Below are 18,133 nucleotides of genomic sequence, written 5' to 3'. Positions count from 1 at the left end.
CGCACAGAAATGGCGGCGACACGGTGTGACAACCGCGGCGCCGCCATTTCTGTTTCACGAGCTGAACCCACCAGGCCAGCTTGACCGTACCGAGCGAAAGCCACGCTGAGGTCAGCCTGAAAAGGCGAGGGCGACCGCCGCCACGCCGAAGGCGTCTCTGCCGACCACCCACGAAACCCAGCCCACCACCGTCGGCCGTAACCACCCCATCAACCTGACCACAGGCCGATTCGGCGGAGCCGAACGAGCGGCGGCCTCGCCCGAGCTATCGATCAGCCGCGAGCTTCTCCAACTCGATGACCACGTCGGCGGGGCTCGGCGCGGCCAGCGTCTCCTTCTGCAGCTGGTCGGCACCGGCCTGGAAGGACGAGTCGTCGAGAATGCGCACGACCATGTCCCGCAGGCCCTCGGCGGTCAGCTCCTCCGGGCTGGTCACCAGGCCGGCGCCGCGGTCGGCGATGTACTGGCCGGTGTCGTCCTCCGACCAGAGGTTGCCGGGCACCACGATCTGCGGCACGCCGTTGATCACCGCGCAGCCGGTGGTGCCGGTGCCACAGTGGTGGATGATCGCCGAACAGCTCGGCAGCAGCGCGTTCAGCGGCACGAACTCGACCGCGCGCACGTTCTCCGGCACGGTCATGACCTTGGACAGCTGCTCGTGGCTCAGCGTCGCCACAACCTCCACCTCGAGGTCGGCGATGGCGCCGATCAGGTCGGCGGCGGGCACGCCGTTGTCGTGCACCTCGCGGGTGGTCAGGCCCAGCGTGAGCGCGATCCGCGGCTTGGCGGGCCGCTCGCGCACCCAGGCCGGGATCTCGGTCGGACCGTTGAACGGCAGCGACCGCATCTGCAGGTAGTCGAAGTCCAGGTCGTAGCTGTTGCCCGGCGGCAGCGGGTCGATGGTGGCCGTGCCGACCGCCACCTCCTCGGCGAACTCGGCGCCGTAACGGGCGAGGCGCTCACCGAGCCAGTCGGCCACCGGGTCGACCCGCTCGGCCTCCGGCACGTCCTTGGCCAGGGTGAGCATCCGCTCGCGCATGCGCACCCAGTGGTCCATGCCCTGCAGCACCCGGACGTTCGCGGCGCCGGCGGCACGGGCGGCGATCGGGCCGGAGAAGCTCAGCGCGTCCCACACCACGAGGTCGGTCTTCCAGTCGCGGGCGAACGCGACCAGGTCGTCGAGCACCTCGTCGTTGGTGTAGTAGCCGAAACCGCCCGGCGAGCAGTAGGCGGCGAACATGTTGGTGAGGTAGTCGTAGGTGAGCTTCTCCGGGTCCTTCTCGTTCAGCCGGTATCCGGAGCCCCAGACGGTGTCCTCCGGCGGCGTCTCCGCGAGGAACTTCATGGTCTCGGAGTCCTTTCCGACGGAAACCGCCGGAATGCCGGTCTTCTTGATGGCGTCGACCAGGTCCGGCTGGCTGGCGAAAACGACGTCGTGGCCAGCAGAGCGGAATGCCCACGCCAGCGGAATCAGATTGTAGAGATGCGCATTTGCCGGCATCGAGTAGAACAGGACGCGCATGGGAATTCTCCAACCGGACTAGTCAGTGTGCGCTGGCTATTGAGCCAGACGCTACGGACGCGAACCCGCCGTTCCCAACCCCTAGCTGCCCTTAGCGGTCCCTCGATCGCCTCTCCAGAACCGCCGTCCCCGCCCTACCCGTCAACCCAGGTTGCGTACTTTTGCGGGGAAAAGTACGCCCGCACATCGCGCGGCCCACGTCAAACCGGTTGTCCACAGGCCGCTGACCTGGGCGTTCTCAGTTTCCGACCTCGAAAGTGCACCTGAGAGCCCGGACTTTAGCCCGCTAAAGTCCTCAGCCCGCCGGGACGAGGAGGATGCGGTGGGCGGCGTTGCGTTCCACCTCGGCGCGGCTGTAGACGAGTGGGAAGTGGGAGTCCTTCTGCCACAAGGGAAGCAAGTCGTCGTAGTGGGCGCTGCCGCGCACGCCGGACTGGCCGGGGGCGTTGATCGCCACGGACTTGTCCCAGTCGCCGACGTCCAGCACCATCTTGAACGACGCGCCGCCGGTCACCCCGTAGGTGTACGGGTTCGTGCTGGCCGCGTTCACCGTGTGCCATGAGCCGCCGCGCTCCACCGGTCCCACGCCAAGCCCGAGCGGGTGGGAGAACGCCGCCTTCTGCAGGCTGCCCCACCGCCACGCGCCGACATCGGCGCCGAGCCGCTGGCGCACCTCGGCGAACGCGGCGGCCAGTGACGAGTGCACGAGCCGGTCGCGCACGGCCACACCGTCCGGCCCCAGCCACATGGTCGGCTTCTGGAGCGCCTCCAACACGATCGTCGCGTCCGGCATGAACACCGCCTTGGCGGCGTCCGGCGGCAGCACCGTGTTCACGAACGCCGGCCCGAGGTGACGCAGGAACCACGTCTCGAACAGCGCCGCCGCGGCCGAGTCGACGCGGACGTCGCCGTCGTAGCCGCGCAGCAGCCGCAGCGCCTCCGCCGTCTCGGGCGTGTCCCCGATCCCGCGCAGCACGTCCACGACTCCCTTGGCCAGCAAGGAAACCGTGTCACCCTGCAGCGTCGCGGAGTCCTTGACCGTCGACCGTGAGTTCGCCGAGAGGACCTCGTCGATCCGCTGCTTGCGGTACGGCGCGGTCCAGGTGTCGTACCCGACCTTCACCGGGTGTCCTGGCGGCATGTTGAACTCGTTGGCCGACGCGACGAACCCGCGCGCCGGGTTGTGCTCCCGAGGCAGCTCGGCGCCGTCGTGGAACCCGCGCCACTCGAACCGCCCGTCGCCCGGCACCGGCAGCAGCCCGTCGAAGCCGGATCGGCGCGGCGCCATCCCGCCGGGCACCCAGCCGATGTCGCCGGACGTGTCCGCGTACACCTGGTTCTCCGCCGGCCCGCCCCACCGGCGCATCGCCTCGGTGAACTGCTCCCAGTTCTTCGCGCGGAGGAACTTCATGCTGCCGAAGTACGGCGAGGTGCCCGGCTCCAGCCATGCCGTGCGCAGCGCGTATGCCTTGTGCCGCACGGGATCCACGGAGATGACCGGCCCGTGCCGGGTGAACGGCAGCTCGACCCGGCGCGGCGCCTGGCCGGCGACCGGCACGTCCTCGGCCACGGTCCTGATCCGCTCCCAGCCGTCCTGGTACCGGTAGCGGCCGTGGTCGGCGGGATCGAGGTCGTAGACGTACATGTCCTCCTGGTCCACGCCGAAGATCGTCAGCCCGAACGCCGCCGTGCCGTTGTGCCCGATCGAGATGCCGGGCAGCGCCGGCTCGCCGGCGCCGATCACGTCGAGGCCGGGGGCGGACAGGTGGGTGATGTAGCGCAGCGACGGCGCGCCGAGCGCACGGTGCGGGTCGTTGGCCAGGATCGGGCGGCCGGTGGCGGTGCGGTCGGGCGCGACAGCCCAGTTGTTGCTGCCCTCGCTGGACGGAACCTCGGCGGCGGGCTCGGTGCGCAGCTGACCGTTCGCGAACGTCACGCTCTGCGTGGCCAGCTGGTAGGTGGCGAGCACGTCGGCCGGCACCGCGCACGGGTCCAGCCCGGCGGGTACCGAGGTGGTGTGCTCGGGCCGAAGCCGGTAGAGGAACCGGTCGGCCTCCACACCCCCCACCGCACACACCACGCGGGCGCGCGCGACCTCGCCCTGGACGTTCTTGGACAGCCCGTGGCTGCGGATGCGTACCACGTCCTCCGGACGCCAGCGCGCCGGCGAATATCCCAGTTTCGTGAATTCCTCGGGAATTGCTCGAGGATTGCTAGAGAGCCAGTCGAGATACGCATTGATCCCGCTAGCGAAAGCGGTCGCCGCCTTTTGCGCCTCCGGCCCGTAGCTCTCCCATTCCGCGCGCATGTCGCCGCGGTACAGGAACATTCGCGTCGCCCTGTCCTGGGCGACGTACTTTTCGCCGAGCACCGAGGACAACTCACCCAGACCCCGGCGCCGCCACAGGTCGATCTGGAACAGCCGGTCACGCGCGGCGTTGAAGCCCTGGGCCAGGTACAGGTCCTGCGTGTTCGTCGCGTAGATGTGCGGGACACCCCACCTGTCGACGACCATACCGACCGGGGCCGACAATCCGGAGACGCCATATATCCGCTGGTCAGGCGCCTCTTCCGCACCTGAGGCGACAGCCACTCCCGAGCCGAGCACCACCAGTGCGGCGAGCACCGCCGCCACCCGAAGCCTTCGCGGCATCTCCGCCTCCGTCACGTCCGATGATCATCGAGCCCCTGACCGTACCGCTACGAGGTAAAGGCCTCGTTCACCCGTTCGTGTCGATTAGCTAACCGAAACTGGGGCGGCAGGTGAATAGATAGGGGTTGGCAGGGAGGGACAGGGGTGATAACCCCCTCAAGGATTGTCGGTCCCCGGCGGTAGGGTCATTTCCATGACAGAGTCCATGAGCGGGACCGTGAATAGAGCGGGCGGCCGACAATGGCTCGGCCTTGCCGTCCTCGTGCTGCCGACCGTCCTCGTCTCCATGGACATGACGGTACTGAACTTCGCGCTGCCCCATTTGAGCGCGGACCTCCGCCCGAGCGCCACCGAGCTGCTGTGGATCATCGACAGCTACGGCTTCCTGCTCGCCGGTCTGCTGATCACCATGGGCACGCTCGGCGACCGGATCGGCAGGCGCAAGCTGCTGATGATCGGCGCCGTCGCGTTCGGCGCCGCCTCCGTGCTGGCCGCCTACGCCGACAGCGCCGAGGCGCTGATCGTCGCGCGCGCCGCGCTGGGCATCGGCGGTGCGACGCTCATGCCGTCCACGCTTTCCTTGATACGCAACATGTTCCGGGACGCCGCGCAGCGCAGGACGGCCATCGCCATCTGGACGGCCGGCTTCTCCGTGGGCATCGCGCTCGGCCCGGTGCTCGGCGGCCTGCTCCTGGAAAGCTTCTGGTGGGGATCGGTCTTCCTGATCAACGTGCCGGTGATGATCCTGCTCGTGGCCACCGGCCCGTTCCTGCTCAGCGAGTACCGCGATCCGAATCCCGGCCGCTTCGACCTGCTCAGCGCGCTGCTCTCGCTGGCGGCCGTGCTCCCGGTGGTCTACGGCGTCAAGCACGTCGCGCAGCACGGGTTGGGCACGCTCGCCGTGGTGACGGTCGCGGCCGGCCTGGCGATCGGATTCCTGTTCGTACGGCGGCAACGCCGCCTGGAGAACCCGATGATCGACGTGCGGCTGTTCGCCGAGCGCGCGTTCACCGCGTCCATGATCACCAGCACCCTGGTGATCTTCTCGATGGTCGGCGTGAGCCTGTACATCGCGCAGTACCTCCAGCTCGTGCTGAACATCCCGCCGCTGGAGGCCGGCCTGTGGATGCTGCCGGCGATCGCACTCGCCGCGGTCGGCGCCACCATGGCCGCCGTACTCGTCCAGAAGATCCGCCCGGCCACCGTGGTGTGCGCCGGCCTGCTGCTGACCGCCGCCGGGTTCGCCGTGATGACGCAGGCCGGGCCCGACTCGTCGCTGCTGCTCGTGCTCGCCGGGTTCGCGGGCATGGCCGCCGGCATGAGCTCGGTGCAGGCGCTGTCCTCGGACATGATCGTCGCCGCCGCGCCGCCGGAGCGCGCCGGCGCGGCGTCCGCGCTCACCGAGACGGCCAGCGAGCTGGGCGGAGCGCTCGGTGTCGCGGTGCTCGGCAGCATCGGCGCCGCCGTGTACCGGACCGAGATCGCCGAGACCGCGCCGAGCGGACTGTCGCCGGAAACCGTTGCGGCGTCACGGGAAACGCTCGGCGCCGCGGTCGAGGCGGCCGGCCATCTGCCCACTCAGGTCGGCGACGCGCTCACCGCCGCCGCCCGGGTCGCGTTCAGCGACGGCATGCACGTGGCGGCCATCGTCGGTGTGGTACTCATGCTCGCCACGACGGCGCTCGCCGCCGCGCTGCTGCGCCACATCCGGCCGGGCGACCAGGCCCCACCGGAGGAGAACATCGAGGTCTACGGGGGTACGGCCGACACAGAGCCACCGGCGTTCGAGGACGCCGGAGGGGGTAGGCGTAACACCACTCACGAGTCGCTACCTAGCGCCATTGGTTCGGCACCGAGAGTTCCGTAGCGTCATCACCACACTGGGAAAATCTCCACAACACTGGGAGCGGACATGAACAACCACGGCCGAGCCGGCGACGCGGTCCGACTGGAGTCGGTACGCAAGACGTACGGCAAGGGCGATGGCGCCGTGGAGGCCCTGCGCGGCGTCTCGATCTCCTTTCACAGGGGCAGCTTCACCGCGGTGATGGGCCCATCCGGATCCGGTAAGTCCACGTTCCTGCACTGCGCCGCAGGCCTCGACCAGCCCTCGGCCGGGTCGGTCCAGGTCGACGGGCACGAGCTGAGCGGGCTGTCGGAGACGCAGCTGACCAAGTTCCGGCGCGACCGGATCGGCTTCATCTTCCAGGCGTACAACCTGCTCGCCGCGCTGACCGTCACGCAGAACGTCACGCTGCCGCTGAAGCTGGCCGGGCGCCGGCCGAACCGGTCCCGGGTCAACGAGGTGATCGACCGGGTCGGCCTCGGCAAGAAGCGCAACCACCGGCCCGGCCAGATGTCCGGCGGCCAGCAGCAGCGCGTGGCGATCGCGCGGACGCTGGTCACCGAGCCCGCGGTGATCTTCGCCGACGAGCCGACCGGCGCGCTGGACACCCGCACCGCGCGCGAAGTCCTTGGCCTGCTGCGGGAATCGGTCACCGCCATCGGCCAGACGATCGTGATGGTGACGCACGACCCGGTGGCCGCGTCCTACGCCGACCGCGTGGTGTTCCTCGCCGACGGCCAGATCGTCGGCGAGCTGCACCGCCCGACCGCCGAGGCCGTCGCCGAGCGGATGACCCACCTCGGCGCGTGGGCCGACGAGCCGGCGCAGCCGAACCAGCGTCCGAACTCCCCGGCGACGCACAGCGGGGGTGGCTTCTGATGTTCGGTCTTGCCATGAAGACCCTCCGCTTCCGCAAGGGAGGGTTCATAGGCACGTTCATCGCGATGTTCTTCGGCACCGTCATGGTGATGGCGTGCGGTGGGCTCATGGAATCCGGCATCACCACCGCGGTGCCGCCGCAGCGGCTGGCGGCGGCACCCGTCGTGGTCACCGCCGAGGTCGACTTCGACCTGGCCAAGCAGAACCCGGGCGACGCGGAGGAAGACCCCGAGATCGGCACGCTGCCGGAGCGGGCGCCGCTGGACGCCAACCTGGTCGGCACGATCTCCGGCATCCAGGGCGTGCGGAAGGCCGTCCCCGACGTGTCCTTCCCGGCGACCCTGGTCAAGGACGGCATGCCGGTGGGGCCGGGGACGACCTCGCTCGGCCACGGCTGGGCCTCCGCCGAGCTGACGCCGTTCACGTTGTCCGAAGGCGCTCAGCCGTCCGGGGCCGGCCAGGTCGTGCTGGAGCAGCAACTCGCGTCGATGGCCGGGGTGAAGCCCGGTGACACCGTGCAGGTCGCGGTTCGCGGCAAGACGGAGACCTTCACCGTCTCCGGCATCGCCGCGCCGACCGGCACCCTGACCACCTCCGCGCTGTTCTTCTCCGACGACCGGGCGCAGCAGTTCAGCGGCGGCCGGATCGACTCGATCGGTGTGCTCGCCGCGGACGGCGTCGACGCCAAGACACTGCGCGACCGGGTCGCCGGGAAGCTCGACAAGTCCAAGGCCGTCGCGCTGATCGGCGACGACCGCGGTGTCGCCGAGTTCCCCGAGGCCGCGATCAGCAGCGAGAACCTGATCATTCTGTCCGCCGTGTTCGGCGGGTTCGCGCTCATGGTCGCGATGTTCGTGGTGGCCAGCACGCTCGGTCTGTCGATCCAGCAGCGGATGCGCGAGATGGCCATGCTGCGGGCGATCGGCACCACGCCACGTCAGCTCCGCCGGATGATCATCAGCGAGACCATGGTCGTGTCGGTGGTCGCCATCGCCGCGGCGCTGTTCCCCGGCGTGATCTTCGGAGAATGGCTGTTCGACCAGTTCACCGCGAACGGAGTGGTGCCCAAGGTCGTCGAGTTCCACTCCGGGCTGGTGCCCTTCGCCGCGGCCGGTGGCATCGCGCTGCTCACCGCGTGGGCGTCGGCACGGGTCGCCTCCAAGCGTGCGGCCAACACCCGGCCGACCGAGGCGCTGGCCGAGGCGGCCATCCAGACCAAGTGGCTGACCTGGACGCGGGTGCTGTTCTCGGTCATCTGCCTCGCCGGCGGCACCGTGCTGATGGTGATCACCGCGACGATGATGACCGGGCCGATCGCGCAGAGCACGGCCGGTCCGACGGTGATGCTGTGGGCGATCGGGCTCGCGCTGATCTTCCCCGGGATCACCAAGGTCATGACCGCGATCTTCCAGTGGCCGCTGCGGGCGCTGTCCGGGCTGTCCGGCTCGATCGCGATCCTGAACTCGAAGGCGCGCTCCATTCCGGTGGCCGCGGCGATCACGCCGATCATGCTCGCCACCGGGATCGCGATCGGGAACCTGTACCTGCAGACGACCAACATCGCGGCCGCGGAGAAGGCATACACGGAGAACCTGCGCGCGGACGCCGTGATCACCACGTCGACCGGGGGTATCGCCCCCGAGCTCGTCGACCAGGTGCGCACGGTGCCCGGTGTCGCCGGGGCGTCCGCCTTCGTCACCAGCAACACCTGGGTGGAGGCGCCCTACGACACGACGCAGAGCAACGACGGGTTCCCGGTGCAGGGCGTGACCGCGGACGGCGTCGGTCAGACCACGGCGATCACCCCGACCGCCGGCGAGCTGACCGCGTTGCGCGGCAACACGATGGCGCTGCCGACCGAACACGCCCGCAAGATCGGCAAGAACGTCGGCGACACCATGACCATGCGTCTCGGTGACGGTGCGAAGCTCGATATGAAGATCGTCGCCACCTTCGATCCCCGGCCCGGCTTCGAGATGATCCTGATGCCGGCCGAACTGATCGCGGCGCACACCACCGAGGGTCTGGCTTCACAGATCCTGGTCCGCGCCGCGCCGGGCACCGACATCGGCGCGCTGACCGCCGCGTTGGGCACGCTGACCGCGGACAAGCCGGGCGTGATCGTCGCCGACCGCAACGTGCTCACCGAGACGTACTCCGAGCAGCAGCAGACGCAGGCGTGGATCAACTACCTGCTGGTCGGCATGATCGTCGCGTACACGGCCCTGGCCGTGGTGAACACGCTGGTCATGGCGACCGCGGCCAGGCGAAGGGAGTTCGGTCTGCAGCGGCTCACCGGGTTCACCCGGGGCCAGGTGATGCGCATGATGGCCGTGGAGGCGGCGCTGATCGCGCTGGTCGGCATCGTCATCGGGACGGCGATCTCGGCGACGAGCCTGGTGCCGTTCAGCATCGTGGTGAGCGATACGCCGTGGCCGTCCGGGCCGATCTGGATCTATCTGGCTGTGATCGGCGTGGCCGGTGCGCTGGCCTTCCTGTCCACGCTGCTCCCGGCGTGGGCGGCGATGCGGCAGAAGCCGGTGGAGACCGTCGCCGGCGCGGAGTAGCGGTTTTCGGATATCCGGTCGAGCCCCGTCAGCCATTTCGGCTGGCGGGGCTCGATGGCGTAAATGGGTCGCGGGTGGTTGCGGGCTTGGGGAATTCTCGCCCGGGTGGAGAACCTGCCTGTGGTGACGCTGTCCGCCGCCGATCTCTCCGAGTGCACTCGGCTCGCGGTCAGTCGTGAGTGGGGTGCCGAGGAGGCGAAGTGGCGCTTTCTGTTCGAGGTCGGCACGGTGTTCGGGATTCGGCATCCGGTCGACGGGGTGATCGGGACGGTGGTGCTCACGTGGTTCGGGGCGCGTGATGCGGGGATCAGCATGGTGTTGGTGGCTGAGGCGCACGCGGGTCGGGGGTACGGGCGGCGGTTGATGGAGCACGCGATGGCGGCGGCTGGGGATGCCACGCTTTCGTTGTATGCCACGGATATCGGGCGGCCGTTGTATTCGAAGTTGGGGTTCGCGGTGGACTTCGTGAACACGATGCATCGGGGACGGTTCACGGGGGCGGCTTCTGGGGTGAGTTCGCTCGACTTCGCTCTGGACGAGGTGTTGGAGCTGGATCGGGTTGTGACTGGCGTTGACCGGAGCGCCGTGCTGCGGGCTTATGTGGGGTTCGCTTCGCGGGTTCGGGTGTTGCGGCGTGCGGGTGAGGTTGTGGGGTACGCGGGGATGTGGCGGAACGACACGGATGACGTGATCGGGCCGGTGGTGGCGCCGTCTTCGGACGATGCTTGTGCGTTGATCGGTGATCTGGCTGCTGAATCGGGCTTGACCGTGCGGGTGGAGGTGCATGAGAAGCATGTCGAGTTGGGGCGTTGGGCGGAGGCGAGTGGGCTTTCTGTTGTCGGGCAGACTTCTTTTATGGTGTTCGGGGGGCGGGTGATGCCGGGTGATCGGGGGCGGTGGTTTGGGCCGATCATGCAGGCTCTGGGGTGATCTTTGTGCTGGTTCTGGGGTGATCTTTGTGCTGGTTCTGGGGTGATCTTTGTGCTGGTTCTGGGGGTGTGGCGGCGCGGTATTGTGCGGGCCGATACTCACAAGTCAAGGGCGCCTACGGCGTCGCTACGCGACTCGCTTCGCTCGCCCTGGACTTGTGAGCCTCGATCGGCCCTAACCGCAGGCGCTACGGGCAGGCTCCGCCTGCCTTTTGCCCGTACCGCGCCGCCACCTTGCTCCCATTGTTCACCCCATAGTGGTCGACCTTTTTCGGTAGAATCGAGGCATGAGGGGACAACAACTCATCGACGAGCTCCGGGCTCGCGAAACCCACATTCGACAACTCGAATACGAACGACTTCAACTCATCCACGAAATCCATGAGCAAGGCCTCGCGAAAGAAATGGGCGCCTACTCCACAGCATCGCTCCTGCGGGACACCGTACGGATCACACCCGCAGACGCACGCCGGCGAGTAGCCGACGCCAACGCCCTGTTCGGCTCCACCACACTCACCGGACAACCCATCGAACCGCAGCTACCCGTCACGGCGAAAGCACTAGCCGACGGCGTGATCAACCGCGACCACGTGCAGATCGTGCGCACCACCCTCGACAAACTTCCCGACGAACATCACGCCGAGGTCGAGCAACTCCTCGTGGACGAAGCCGAACACTTCGACCCCGTCAAACTCAGCAAGCTCGCCACCCGAACCCGCGCCCACCTGCAACCCGAACAAGTTGTCCTGGAAGAACAAGCCGCCCGCAAGCGGATGGAATTCTCCATGATCGAAGACATCGACGGCACCATCCTGCTGCGCGGACGGCTCTCGCCGGAGTGCGCCGAAGTTCTCAAGGCAGCGCTGTCACCGCTGGCGAAACCCGCCGGAAAAGACGACGACCGATCCGCCGCCCGCAGGTGGGCCGACGCGCTCGTTGAGTTGGCGCACCGGGCGCTCAACTCCGACACACTCCCGCAAGACGGCGGACGCCGGCCGCACCTCGCCATCACCATTTCCTACGAACAACTCCGCGACCAAATCGGCCTCGCCCGAGGCGACTTCGGAGCGCTCATCACACCCCAAACCATCCGACAGATCGCCTGCGACGCCGGAATCACACCCATCGTATTGAACAGCGAAGGCCAACCACTCGACGTCGGACGCGAACAACGAACCGCCACCCCGGCAATCCGAGCAGCACTCATCGCACGCGACAAAGGCTGCACCTTCCCCGGCTGCGACCGACCACCAGAATGGACCGACGCACACCACATCATCCACTGGCTCAACGGCGGAATCACCAGCGAAGAAACAATGACACTACTCTGCCGATTCCACCACACCATCATCCACCAACAAGACTGGGAAATCATCATGCGCGATGGATTCCCCTACTACATCCCGCCAGCATGGGTAGACCCGCAGCGCAAACCCATCCGCAACACCATGCATGTGGGCGTGGCGTAGTTCGCGGCGTCAGTCCTTCTTCTTCCGCCAGCCCATGTTCTGCACCTTCTCCAGGTGCTTCTCCACCTCGGCCAGCTTGCGACGGATGTCCTCGGCGCGTTGCTCGGCGGTGAGCATCGACTCGTCGTCGTCCTTCACCGCGATGCCACGCGCACGGGCCGTCTCCAGGATGCAGGCGGCCACCTGAGGCTCGGCCATGATCATCGCGCCGACCGCGCTGGCACTCAGCTCCTTGGTGCGGCGGAACGCACCTTTGTACTCGATCTCGGCGGGGATTCGTAGGGAGAAGGCCGATGTGGCCACCGCGTCCTTGAGAACCGCGAGGGTGAGGGCGTTCAGTGCCTGGCTCAGGGCGTCGAGAGCTTTGCGCCGCCCCGGGAACCACGGCAGCGGCAGCGACTCGACCTGCTGCTGCAGACCGTCCGCCAACATGTAGTCCACGACGTTGCGGGTGCGGATCTCGGTGATGTCCTCCCACTCGACATCGTCACCGTCGTACACGATTCCCTTGGGGGACAACGCGACTCCGCCGTAGCGATCGAGCTTCCGCACGATCCCGCGCAGGCGCTTGGGCACCCTGGGCTGCTCGGCGAGCAACGTGCCGACACCGATCCCCCATGGCTCGGTGATCGGGCCGGGCGGCGGCAACAAACCCTCGATCACTTGGCGCAGGCGGTTGGTCTCGTCCGCCACCTCCGCGGCATCGGCGCGCTCGTCCGGCTCGTCGGACTCGCCGACGGGAGTCAGCTCGACGCCGTCCTCCACCACCGGAGGTGGGGCAACCGACTGAGATTCCTCGGGCTTGGGCGGCGGGCCGTCCTTCTCCTCGTCACCGATTCGCTTGCGCAGCGCCACTTCCGCTGACTCCGCGGCGGAGTGCGCCTTGCGCAACAGACCCTTACCGAACCCACCGAGATCGGCCATCGCCGTTCCCCCTCGCCATGCTCACCCGGAATGCGGGCGTGACGGTAGCAGGGGGTGTCACCCGGTTGGGCTAGTCGTCCGGGGATTCCACGATCATCGGGCGACGAGGCTGGGGTGTTGACGGCGACGATGACTGGGACCGCGTTTGGGGCTCGGTGTCGACGACCACAGCGTCCACCACCATTCCGCCTGGGTAGGCCACCTTCTGCTGCTGCTCAGCACGGCGCAGGAGGCGTTTGCGGATCAGGGCGCGGGTGGGGGGCAACAGCAGCGCGAGCGCGAGTACATCACTGACGAAGCCGGGGACCAGCACGAGCATGCCGGCCACACCGATCAGCACACCGTCGGCCATCTCACGCTGTGGCGCACGCCGCGAGCGCACCGCGTCACCGAAGGCGGCCAGCGCTCGCGTGCCCTCTCGGCGCAGCAGGGCGATGCCGACCACTGAGGCGAGCACCAGCAACAGGATGGTCGCCAGCGCGCCAATGGCCGACCCGACGAGCACGATCACCGTGATCTCGACGACCATGGCGAGCAGAATCAGCAGCAACACGGGCACGACGACTACTCCAAACAACGTGTGGGGCGAACCCTCTCATGGCCACAACGAACGAGCGGCGCGAAACGCTCCCGCACACTAGGCGGGTGCGCATCACGTTGATCGTCCTGGCCGCACTGCTCCTGCTCGTGGTCACCGTCCTGGTACTCGCCTACGTCTTCCAACGCCGCCTGATCTACCTGCCGTCCGGCACTCCGCCGCCGGCGTCCTCGGTACTTCCCGGGGCGCGCGAGGTCACGCTGACGACTCACGACGGACTGCGGCTGGGCGCCTGGTTCATACAGTCCACAGTGGACGGATCGCCGGTGGTGCTGATGGCCAACGGCAACGGGGGCAACAGATCCGGGCGCGCACCGCTGGCCGGCGAACTGGCCAGGCGCGGGCTGTCCGTGCTGCTGTTCGACTATCGCGGCTACGGCGGCAACCCCGGCGACCCCACCGAGCAGGGCCTCGCCTCGGACGCGCGGGCTGCCCGTCAGTACCTCGTCGGCGAGCTGGGCGTCCCGCCGAACAAGATCGTCTACTACGGCGAGAGCCTCGGCACCGCCGTGGTCACCGAGCTGGCCACCGAACACCCGCCAGCGGCGCTCATCCTGCGCTCGCCGTTCACCGAACTCGCCGCCGTCGCCGAGGAGCACTACCCGTTCCTGCCGGTGCGCACGCTGCTGCGCGACCGCTTCCCGCTGCTGGAACACCTGCGCAAGCTCCGCGTGCCGACCACGGTCATCTACGGCGACACCGACTCGATCGTCCCCACCGCGCAGAGCAGGACGGTCGCCGACACCGCACCGGAACCCAGGCGGGTGGTGATCGTGTCTGGTGCGAACCACAACGACCTCGCGCTGCATCAGGGTCCGCAGGTCGTCGACGCGGTGGTCACCGCGTCACGGTGACCGGGTACACCAAACGGGGAATGGGTTCGACGCGGGCGGTACGGCCGTGCCAATCTGTTCCCATGGCTGAGGAACCGAAGTCGGACGACACCACCACGACCGACCAGCAGGATGACGTCAAGCGCCGGTTCCGCGAGGCGCTCGAGCGCAAGCAGGCCAACGCCCAGGCCGGCGCGTCGCACCGAGACGCCGACTCCAAGGTGCACAACGCGCACGGCCCGGTCGCCGGTAAGCGGGAGTTCCGCCGCAAGAGTGGCTAACGAGACGGTCGCAGTGATCGCGCCGGCGTGAACCGGGTGAAGCCCGGCGTCACCGCCACCTCACCGCCGTGCTCGATGTCGAGCGCGTCGTGGAAACCCTCGCCGAATCGGGACGCGGCGCCATTCAGCGCGGCCGGGTCGTGGTGCGGCCAGCGGCCGTTCTCGATCCGCTCGAACAGGGTTCGCAGCGCGGTGATCTCCTCGGCCGCGGTGATCGCGCAGTGCCCGGCGCGATCCAGATACAACTGCGTCAGGTCGCGGCCGTCCCCGTGCCGGCGCACCTGCTCGGCGTACCAGCGCTCCTGGTCGGTCGATCCGGCGTCGGCGACGGTGTGCAGCGTGACCGTGGGCAACCCGGCCGATCCGCGCGCGACGCCGTGCCGGTAGGTGTAGGCGACGGCAGCCGGGTCCGCGCTGATCCGCTCGGCCGAGGCGAGCGCGTCCTGGTCGGCCCGCAGGTCGACGCCGGCCTCCCGATAGGCCTGGCGCACCAGCTCGTGGTTGGCCGACTTGGCGAGCTGACGGCGGTAGTCCACACCGGTGTTCCACGACGGGGTGCCGCCCGTGTGCGCGGTCAGATCAGCCTGGCCGGTCGGCCCCATCCCGAGCGCGAACATGGTCTCGAGCCAGTTGGACTGTGCCAGGACGCGCTCCGCCACCTCGACCGGCGGCGCCTGGCCGACCGCGTGCCACGCCGGCACGTTGGCCATCGCGGCGGCCAACGCCAGCTTCGCGCGGCCGGCGGGTGAGGTCCGCGCCCGCACCACCGCGGCGGCCAGCGCCGCAGCGCTCGCCTTCGGGTCGGCGGCACGCACCAACTCGATCCGCTCGTTCGGCGCGAGCAGCGTCTTGACCACGAAGTTCACGTCCAGCGCGGCGTTCCAACTGCCGGTGCTGTCGTACTCGGCGCAGATCGTGCTGACGCCGGCGAACCGGCCGGGATTCCGCTCGGCCAGGAGGACCGCGATCGTGGCACCCCCTGACATGCCCGTGCCGATCGTGCGCCGCGGCGTGCCCACATTCCGGTCGAACCAGTCCAGCAGCGCGCGCTGGTCGATCGCCGCGTCCTCCACGGCGTACCCGATGCCCTGGTTCTTGAACTCCGAGGCGGCCAGCGCGAACCCGTTGTCCAGCAACCACTTCTCGGTCTCCTGATGGATTGTGAGGAAGATCGGGTCCGGGATCCACTCGGGGACGTAGTAGCCGTGGCTGAACTGCACGAGCGTGCCGTTCCAGTTGTCCGGCACCTCGACGCGGTACTTCGCGCCGTCGATCAGGCCACGGCGACGGCCGCCTTCCTGGCGAACGTTCTCATCGGGAGTCCTCCTCAGGCCGGCGGACCACCCGCCGGTCGAACAGGTAGACACCCGCCGGCACGAGAACTCATCGCGGCTCAGCCGGCCGGGCCGAGCACCGCCTTCTCCAGGTCGGCCAGCGCCGTCTCCAGGTGCGCGAGCAGCCGCTGCAGGTGTGGCACGCTGCGCCGGCAGCCGGTGAGCCCGAAGTCCAGGTTGTCCATATAGCTGGTGACCGTGATGTTGAGCGCCTGCCCGTCGTACGGGATCGACACCGGGTAGGTGCCGAGCAGCCGCGCGCCGTTGAAGTACAGCGGCTGGCGCGGCCCCGGCACGTTGGAGATCAGCACGTTGAACCCGCGCGGGACGATCTGCAGCGCGCCCGGGATCGGCGCCAGCGCCAGCGGCACCATCGGGATCGCGCTCATCGCGAGGATCTGCATCTGGCTCATGCCGTCGTAGACCCGCTTGCCTCGGCTCATCGACGCCTTGATCTCGGCGAGCCGCTGGGCCGGGTCCTCGGTCGTGGTGGCCAGGTTGCACAGGATCAGCCCGACCGCGTTGCCGGACGCGCTGTCGTCCTGGCGCAGCGACACCGGCACGGCGGACACCAGCGGCGTGTCCGGCAGCGCGTTCATGTCGATCATGTACTGGCGCAGCGCGCCGGCGCACATGGCCAGCATGATGTCGTTGACCGTGGCGCCGGCCCCCTTGCCGACCGCCTTGATCCGGCTCAGCGACCACGACTGCGCGGCGAACCGGCGCGCGCCGGTGATCGGCACGTTCAACATCGACTTGGGCGCGGTGAACGGCAGCGTGGCGGCCTGGTCGCCGAAGAACTGGTTGGCCGCGCGCACGAACGCCGCCGGTGCGCTCGCCACGTCGGACAACGCCTGGCGCAGCATGTTCAGCCCACGCCCCGGTGCGTCGGCCCCCGGTTTCTCGGTCGCGCCCTTGCGCATCGGCTGCGTCCACGGCGCGCTCAGGTCGGCCGCGGGATCGGTGGACAGCGACCGCTCCAGCAGCCGCATCGCCGAGACGCCGTCCAGCAGCGCGTGGTGCACCTTGGTGTAGGAGGCGAACCGGTTGCCCTCCAGCCCCTCGATCATGTGCGCCTCCCACAGCGGGCGGTGCCGGTCGAGGAGGGTGCCGTGCCAGCGGGAGGTCAGCTCGAGCAGCTCACGCACCCGGCCCGGGGTGGGCAGCGCGGACAGCCGGACGTGGTACTCCAGGTCCAGTTCGTCGTCGTTGGTCCAGGACCACTGGCCGAGGCTGGACACCGGGCCGCGCGGGCGCCTGCGGAACAGCGATCGAATGTCCACCTGGGACAGGAGTTCGCGGTAGGTGTCGTTCACCCAGTCCGGGCCGGCGCCGTCCGGCAGTTCGAACAACTGCAGCCCGCCGACGTGCATCGGGTGCTCGCGCGACTCGGCGAGCAGGAACATCGAATCCGTCACCGGCATCATCGGCATCGCGGCACTCCCTCGGTCGGCCCTCAGCCTCGCGCCCCAAGTGGCGGATCGTCAACTACGGTGTCCACTGTGGACAGTCCTCATTGGACGCCCACCGCCACCTGGCCGGACTGGTCCGGCTGACCGGTGAGGGTGGCGAGGTGAGCGGTCCGCAACTCCACGCCGGGCTCGACCCCCGCCTCGGCCAGCGCGGCACACGCCCGCAGGTACGCGTCGATCGCCTCGTCCGGCCGGCCCGCCCGGCGCAGCGCGCGCACGAGGTGACACCACGCCGGCTGCCTGGCCGGCCGCCCCGCCACCATCGCCGACAGGATCGGCACCGAGTCCGTGTGCGCGCCGAGCGAGTGCAGCGCCTCGACCAGGTCCGCGCGCACCGCGTAGCGCGCGTCGGCCAGCACGGTGAACTCGTCGGTCAGCGCCGGGATGTCCTCGCCCTCCAGCGCGTCGGGCACCCATAACGCGAGCGCGGCGCGCAGTGCGGTGGTCGCGGTGGCCGGGTCGAGGCGCACCATCGCGCGGGCGCCGATGGCGGCCAGGTCGATGAAGATCGACTTGTCCACCTCGTCGCGCGCGGCGCGCAGCCGGTACCCGCCGCGCCCGTCCTCGATCCGGCAGCCGCCGTCCACCCGCACGGGAAGATCGCGGCGCAGCGACCGGACGGCCTCGGTGATCAGGTCCACGGCCTCCGGCGGCGGGTGGCGATTCCACAGCGCGTCGGCCAGATGCTCCACCCCGGTCCACTGGTCGCCGCGATGTAACAGCACCAGCAGCAGCCGGCGCAGCAGCGGGTCGTCCAGCGCGACGGGATGCCCGGAGGTGGTGCGCACCTCCAGCCGCCCGAGCACATGAAACAACACGACAACCC

14 protein-coding genes are annotated in these 18,133 nt (G+C 69.0%); 7 read left to right on the top strand and 7 right to left on the bottom strand.

Annotation, left to right across the window (positions count from 1 at the left end; genetic code table 11):
• Window positions 1–265 precede the first annotated feature (265 nt).
• The gene (locus EV193_RS26525) at window positions 266–1,522 is read right to left on the bottom strand and encodes an activator-dependent family glycosyltransferase (RefSeq protein ID WP_130347652.1); all 1,257 of its coding nucleotides are present in this window, start codon (window positions 1,520–1,522) and stop codon (window positions 266–268) included.
• Window positions 1,523–1,817: 295 nt separating this feature from the next.
• Window positions 1,818–4,175 carry a penicillin acylase family protein gene (locus tag EV193_RS26520; protein ID WP_130347650.1) on the bottom strand — a complete coding sequence of 786 codons (2,358 nt, stop codon included), beginning with the start codon at window positions 4,173–4,175 and terminating at the stop codon, window positions 1,818–1,820.
• A gap of 193 nt (window positions 4,176–4,368) precedes the next feature.
• Here EV193_RS26520 and EV193_RS26515 point away from each other — a divergent pair, with 193 nt between their 5' ends.
• The 5 genes from EV193_RS26515 to EV193_RS26495 all read left to right on the top strand — a co-directional run bounded on the left by EV193_RS26515 (window position 4,369) and on the right by EV193_RS26495 (window position 11,865).
• A complete protein-coding gene (locus tag EV193_RS26515) occupies window positions 4,369–6,042 on the top strand; it encodes an MFS transporter (protein WP_242613691.1) in 1,674 nt (557 codons plus the stop codon).
• A gap of 45 nt (window positions 6,043–6,087) precedes the next feature.
• On the top strand, window positions 6,088–6,900 hold the full coding sequence (locus EV193_RS26510; protein WP_130347648.1) for an ABC transporter ATP-binding protein: 813 nt from the start codon (window positions 6,088–6,090) through the stop codon (window positions 6,898–6,900).
• A gap of 14 nt (window positions 6,901–6,914) precedes the next feature.
• The gene (locus EV193_RS26505; protein WP_242613690.1) at window positions 6,915–9,467 is read left to right on the top strand and encodes an FtsX-like permease family protein; all 2,553 of its coding nucleotides are present in this window, start codon (window positions 6,915–6,917) and stop codon (window positions 9,465–9,467) included.
• Window positions 9,468–9,572: 105 nt separating this feature from the next.
• Window positions 9,573–10,397, top strand: coding sequence for a GNAT family N-acetyltransferase (locus EV193_RS26500; RefSeq protein ID WP_165401516.1), 825 nt, complete (start codon window positions 9,573–9,575; stop codon window positions 10,395–10,397).
• Between the two features lie 286 nt (window positions 10,398–10,683).
• The gene (locus tag EV193_RS26495) at window positions 10,684–11,865 is read left to right on the top strand and encodes an HNH endonuclease signature motif containing protein (protein WP_130347642.1); all 1,182 of its coding nucleotides are present in this window, start codon (window positions 10,684–10,686) and stop codon (window positions 11,863–11,865) included.
• Between the two features lie 9 nt (window positions 11,866–11,874).
• On the opposite strand, the gene EV193_RS26490 is transcribed toward EV193_RS26495, so the two are convergent.
• Together EV193_RS26490 and EV193_RS26485 are read right to left on the bottom strand one after the other, a co-directional pair.
• A complete protein-coding gene (locus EV193_RS26490) occupies window positions 11,875–12,789 on the bottom strand; it encodes a hypothetical protein (RefSeq protein WP_130347640.1) in 915 nt (304 codons plus the stop codon).
• A 70-nt stretch (window positions 12,790–12,859) separates the two neighbouring features.
• On the bottom strand, window positions 12,860–13,348 hold the full coding sequence (locus EV193_RS26485; protein ID WP_130347639.1) for an FxsA family protein: 489 nt from the start codon (window positions 13,346–13,348) through the stop codon (window positions 12,860–12,862).
• An 86-nt stretch (window positions 13,349–13,434) separates the two neighbouring features.
• On the opposite strand from EV193_RS26485, the gene EV193_RS26480 reads away from it, so the two are divergent.
• Both EV193_RS26480 and EV193_RS26475 read left to right on the top strand, forming a co-directional pair.
• Window positions 13,435–14,241: an alpha/beta hydrolase gene (locus tag EV193_RS26480; protein ID WP_242613689.1), complete on the top strand. Its 807-nt coding sequence runs from the start codon at window positions 13,435–13,437 to the stop codon at window positions 14,239–14,241.
• 62 nt (window positions 14,242–14,303) lie between these two features.
• Window positions 14,304–14,501 carry a DUF5302 domain-containing protein gene (locus EV193_RS26475; RefSeq protein ID WP_130347635.1) on the top strand — a complete coding sequence of 66 codons (198 nt, stop codon included), beginning with the start codon at window positions 14,304–14,306 and terminating at the stop codon, window positions 14,499–14,501.
• Here the strand turns inward: EV193_RS26475 and EV193_RS26470 are convergent.
• From EV193_RS26470 to EV193_RS26460, 3 genes are all read right to left on the bottom strand, one after another.
• Entirely contained in the window at window positions 14,498–15,868 is a 1,371-nt protein-coding gene (locus tag EV193_RS26470; RefSeq protein WP_242613688.1) for a DUF6351 family protein, read from the bottom strand. The genes EV193_RS26475 and EV193_RS26470 overlap by 4 nt on opposite strands.
• Before the next feature lie 26 nt (window positions 15,869–15,894).
• On the bottom strand, window positions 15,895–17,268 hold the full coding sequence (locus EV193_RS26465) for a WS/DGAT/MGAT family O-acyltransferase (protein WP_130347633.1): 1,374 nt from the start codon (window positions 17,266–17,268) through the stop codon (window positions 15,895–15,897).
• An 80-nt stretch (window positions 17,269–17,348) separates the two neighbouring features.
• Window positions 17,349–18,125 carry an AfsR/SARP family transcriptional regulator gene (locus EV193_RS26460; RefSeq protein ID WP_130347631.1) on the bottom strand — a complete coding sequence of 259 codons (777 nt, stop codon included), beginning with the start codon at window positions 18,123–18,125 and terminating at the stop codon, window positions 17,349–17,351.
• Between the last annotated feature and the right edge of the window lie 8 nt (window positions 18,126–18,133).

This window comes from Herbihabitans rhizosphaerae, assembly GCF_004216555.1.
Taxonomy (GTDB): domain Bacteria; phylum Actinomycetota; class Actinomycetes; order Mycobacteriales; family Pseudonocardiaceae; genus Herbihabitans; species Herbihabitans rhizosphaerae.
This window is presented reverse-complemented; position numbering and strand designations above follow the sequence as displayed.